This is a genomic window from Duganella phyllosphaerae, from assembly GCF_001758785.1.
Lineage (GTDB): Bacteria > Pseudomonadota > Gammaproteobacteria > Burkholderiales > Burkholderiaceae_D > Rugamonas > Rugamonas phyllosphaerae.
The window spans coordinates 1-3,968 of sequence record NZ_LROM01000070.1 but is presented as its reverse complement, the minus strand read 5'-3'; the positions used below and the strand labels follow the sequence as shown (position 1 = coordinate 3,968).

Genomic DNA, 3,968 nt, shown 5'->3' with positions numbered 1-3,968 from the left:
TGGGCGCTGGCGCCCAGTCCAACAACCGCGCCAACCTGGCCGCCTGGATCGCCAACCCGCACGTGGCCAAGCCCGGCGTGCGCATGCCCGCCAGTACCGACATCGATCCCGCCACGCTGGCTGCGCTGGCCGCTTACCTGGAAAGCCTGAAATGACCGCAGCAAGCGACACCATGAAAGAGCTTCCAAGCTCCCTGCCACGCCCGCCGGACGAACTGGAAAAGCTCGACCGCGTGTGGCGCACGCCGCGCGGCCTGGCATTTCTCACCTCGGTCAACAACACCAATATCGGCCTGCTCTACATCGGTACCGCACTGCTGTTTTTTGTATTGGCCGGCATCCTGGGCCTGATGATCCGCGCCCAGCTGGCCGTGCCCGACGCCGGCCTGCTCACGCCCGCCACCTACAACCAGGTGTTCACCATGCATGGCACGGTGATGATGTTCCTGTTCGCCATTCCCGTGGTGGAAGCCATCGCCGTCTATCTGCTGCCCGGCATGCTCGGTGCGCGCGATTTGCCGTTCCCGCGCCTGTCGGCCTATGCCTACTGGGCCTACGCCGTGGGCGGTCTCGGATTTTTCACCAGCCTGTTCGTGGGGCTGGCGCCCGACGGCGGCTGGTTCATGTATCCGCCGCTGACCAGCAAGGAGTATTCGCCAGGACTCAATGCCGACTTCTGGCTGCTGGGGATTGGTTTCATCGAGATTTCGGCGATTGCCGGTGCGATCGAACTGATCGTCGGGATCCTGTTTACCCGCGCGCCGGGAATGACGCTCGCGCGCATGCCGGTCTATGCATGGGCCATGCTGGTCGTGGGGGTGATGATCGTGTTCGCGTTTCCAGCGGTGATCGCCGGCACCACCTTGCTGGAAATGGAGCGCGCGTTCGACTGGCCGTTCTTCATTCCCGATCGCGGCGGCGATCCCATTTTGTGGCAGCACCTGTTCTGGTTCTTCGGCCACCCGGAGGTGTACATCATCTTCCTGCCGGCCGCCGGCATGGTATCGACCATGATCCCCGCGCTGGCCGGTACGCCGCTGGTCGGCCATCGTTCCATCGTGGCCGCGCTGGTGATCGTCGGCTTCTTCAGCTTTGCGCTGTGGGCGCACCACATGTTCACGGCCGGCCTGGGCGTGCTGGAAACCAGCCTGGTGTCCGCCGCCAGCATGGCCGTGGCGATACCGACCGGGGTGCAGGTGTTTGCGTGGCTGGCCACCATGTGGCGCGGCCAGATGCGCATGGTCGCGCCCACGCTGTTCCTGCTCGGCTTCCTGTTCATTTTCGTGCTCGGCGGGCTCACCGGCGTGATGGTGGCGCTGCTGCCGTTCGACTGGCAGGCGCACGATACCTATTTCATCGTCGCCCACTTGCACTATGTGCTGATCGGCGGCCTGGTATTCCCGATGTTCGCGGCGATGTATTACTGGATGCCGCTCATCAGCGGTAATCAACTGTCCGAGAGAGTGGGGCGCTGGGTGTTCGGCCTGATGTTCGTGGGGATGAACCTGGCCTTCTTCCCGATGCACGTCGCCGGTTTGCTGGGCATGCCGCGCCGAGTGTACACATACGGCACCGAGATGGGGTGGGACGGCTACAACCTGGCTTCGTCGATCGGTGCGCTGATCCTGGCGCTGGGCGTGCTGCTGTTCATCGTCGATGCCGTGCGCACGCTGCGCTTGCCGAAACGCGAGGCCGGCAACCCGTGGCACGCGGCCACGCTGGAATGGCTGCCGAACGAAGACTACGCCACTCGCAGCATCCCGGACGTGCGTTCGCACGAGCCGCTTTGGGACCGCCCGCAGCTGATGACCGAAGTGCCGGCAGGGCAGCACTGGCTGCCGGGCACCGTCACCGGCCGCCGCGAGACCATCATCACCAGCCCGATCAGCGCGCGCCCGGTCTACCTGCAGATTCTGCCCGGCGACAGCTGGTGGCCGCTGGTCGCCGCCGTGGGTACGGCCGGGTTCTTCCTGCTGCTCACCATCCAGTGGACGCTGGTGTCGAGCCTGTGCGGCGTGGTGGCCGTGGCGGCGGTGGTGATCTGGATGTGGCAGTCGGATCGCTTGCCGATGCAGCGCACGGCCAGGGTGAGCGACACGGTGACACTGCCGGTGGGCGCCAGCGGGCCGGCGTCGCACTCGTGGTGGGGCACGATGATCATGCTGGTGGTCGATGGCACCATCTTCGCCTCGTTCCTGTTCGCGCACATCCACACTACCATGCGGCTGGACGTATGTCCGCCGCCGGGCAGCCGGGTGCCGGACGCCATCTGGCCGCTGCTCTCGTGCAGCCTGCTCATCGCCGGCTCGGCGCTGATCGAATGGACCCGCCGCAGCGACGGCAGATCGGGCGTCCACCGTCTGACCGTGCTGGTGGCGCTCGCGTGCGCGCTTGGCGCCTTTGCCGGCGACTTGCGCAGCCAGTTCCTCGCTGGCCTGGACCCCACCGCCAACGCCTGGGCGGCAACGATTGCCGCCATGCTGTCGTACCAGGGCCTGCACGCGGTCATACTCGTCATCCTGGCGCTGTACCTGGTGGCCCGCTCATGGACCGGCCGCCTGTCCACCGTCAACCGCGCCACGCTCGACAACTGCGCGCTGGTATGGCACTACGCCACGCTGCAGGGGGTGATGATCGCGGTGGTACGGCAAGTGCTGCCCAAGCTGATGGAGGGATGATGCGTGCTCAAGACAGGTTGTTGCCCCGCACCTTGACCGCCGTGCTGCCGCTGGTGCTCTGGGGTGTGCACTTCTTCTTCTGCTACGCGTGGGCGGCGGTGGCCTGTGAGCGCGGTAGCGACTCGGCGTGGGCGCTGGGCGCGGTATCGGTGCTGGCAGTTGGGGCGGCGACAGTACTGTTCGTCCGGGCGCTGCGCCGGGTGTGCCAGTTGAGGGAGGGCCACGCGTCACCGGCGCTGCACGACTGGGCTACGCTGGTGACGGCTGCGCTGTCGCTGGTGGCCATTGCCTGGACCTGCGTGCCGATGCTGATGGTCGATATGTGTTCAGGGCCAGCGGCGACGTAAACAGGCGGCGTCCGACGCGTTCATGATGAGCCGTTATACTACCGCCTTTTGTTTCAGCACGATTATCCAGCATGTCCAGAGAATCACGCCTGCCGCCCCGAAAATTCGTCGATACCCCTGAAGAGGCGCTGGCGAGAAAACACGCGCGCGAATTGAAGGACGCCCAGGTGCGCGGCGTGCCATCGATCGCGACAATGCGTGACGCCATTCGCCGCGTGAGCCGCGAGCTGCCCACGATTACCGAAGTGCCGCGCTGCGGTCACCTCGACGCGGTGGCCTTTCGCGCCCGCGCCGCCCGCGGCTTGCCGTTCCTGATCACGGGCGTGGTGGAACGCTGGCCGCTGTGCCGGCTCACCCCGGAGCAGCTGCGCGAACAATACGGCCACGTGCCGGTGCGCGCCCGCGTGGGCGACTATATCGCCAACGCCTTTGCCGCGGACCGGCCGATGCGCGACATGACGATGCGCGAATACCTCGATATTTCCCTCGCGGGTTCTGACGACTTGCCTCCCTATGTAGGAAACCTGGAGCTGCGCGAATTGAACAGCATGTGTCACTGGCCCGGCTACTTCGAAAAAATGGGGCCGCCGCGCTTCTGGCTCGGCCCGGTGCGGACCATGACGCCGCTGCACTGCGACTACGACGACAACGTCTTCGCGCAAATCTGGGGCATCAAGCGCATCTTCCTGGCGCCGCCGCACCACGACGAATTCCTGTACCCGAAGGAGGCGAACGCCATTCTGTTCGGCTCCCCGTTCGATCCCGAAGCCCCCGACTACGAGCGCTACCCGCTGGCGCGCCAGGCCAACTGCGTCGAAGTCATCGTCAACCCGGGCGACATGCTGTTCGTTCCCGCCGGCTGGTACCACCAGGTACGCGCGCTGACATTCTCACTGTCGTCCAACCGCTGGGCCCGAGGAATCCCCCTGTCCCTCACCTGACCC

Annotated in this window: 3 protein-coding genes; all 3 read left to right on the top strand. The window is 65.8% G+C overall.

The genetic code is table 11. The features are described from left to right. Window positions 1-151 precede the first annotated feature (151 nt). The 3 genes from ctaD (at window position 152) to DUPY_RS08305 (ending at window position 3,965) form a co-directional block, all read left to right on the top strand. Window positions 152-2,677, top strand: a complete 2,526-nt coding sequence (gene ctaD / locus DUPY_RS08315) for a cytochrome c oxidase subunit I (RefSeq protein ID WP_070247364.1) — start codon at window positions 152-154, stop codon at window positions 2,675-2,677. Next, window positions 2,677-3,024: a hypothetical protein gene (locus DUPY_RS08310; RefSeq protein ID WP_070247363.1), complete on the top strand. Its 348-nt coding sequence runs from the start codon at window positions 2,677-2,679 to the stop codon at window positions 3,022-3,024. The genes ctaD and DUPY_RS08310 overlap by 1 nt, the downstream gene beginning before the upstream one ends. 71 nt (window positions 3,025-3,095) lie before the next feature. After that, window positions 3,096-3,965, top strand: coding sequence for a cupin-like domain-containing protein (locus tag DUPY_RS08305; protein ID WP_070247362.1), 870 nt, complete (start codon window positions 3,096-3,098; stop codon window positions 3,963-3,965). Window positions 3,966-3,968 lie beyond the last annotated feature (3 nt).

Coding starts and splice junctions, on each gene's coding strand:
- DUPY_RS08305 (WP_070247362.1), top strand. CDS start 3,096: ATGTCCAGAGAATCACGCCTGCCGCCCCGAAAATTCGTCGATACCCCT.
- ctaD (WP_070247364.1), top strand. CDS start 152: ATGACCGCAGCAAGCGACACCATGAAAGAGCTTCCAAGCTCCCTGCCA.
- DUPY_RS08310 (WP_070247363.1), top strand. CDS start 2,677: ATGCGTGCTCAAGACAGGTTGTTGCCCCGCACCTTGACCGCCGTGCTG.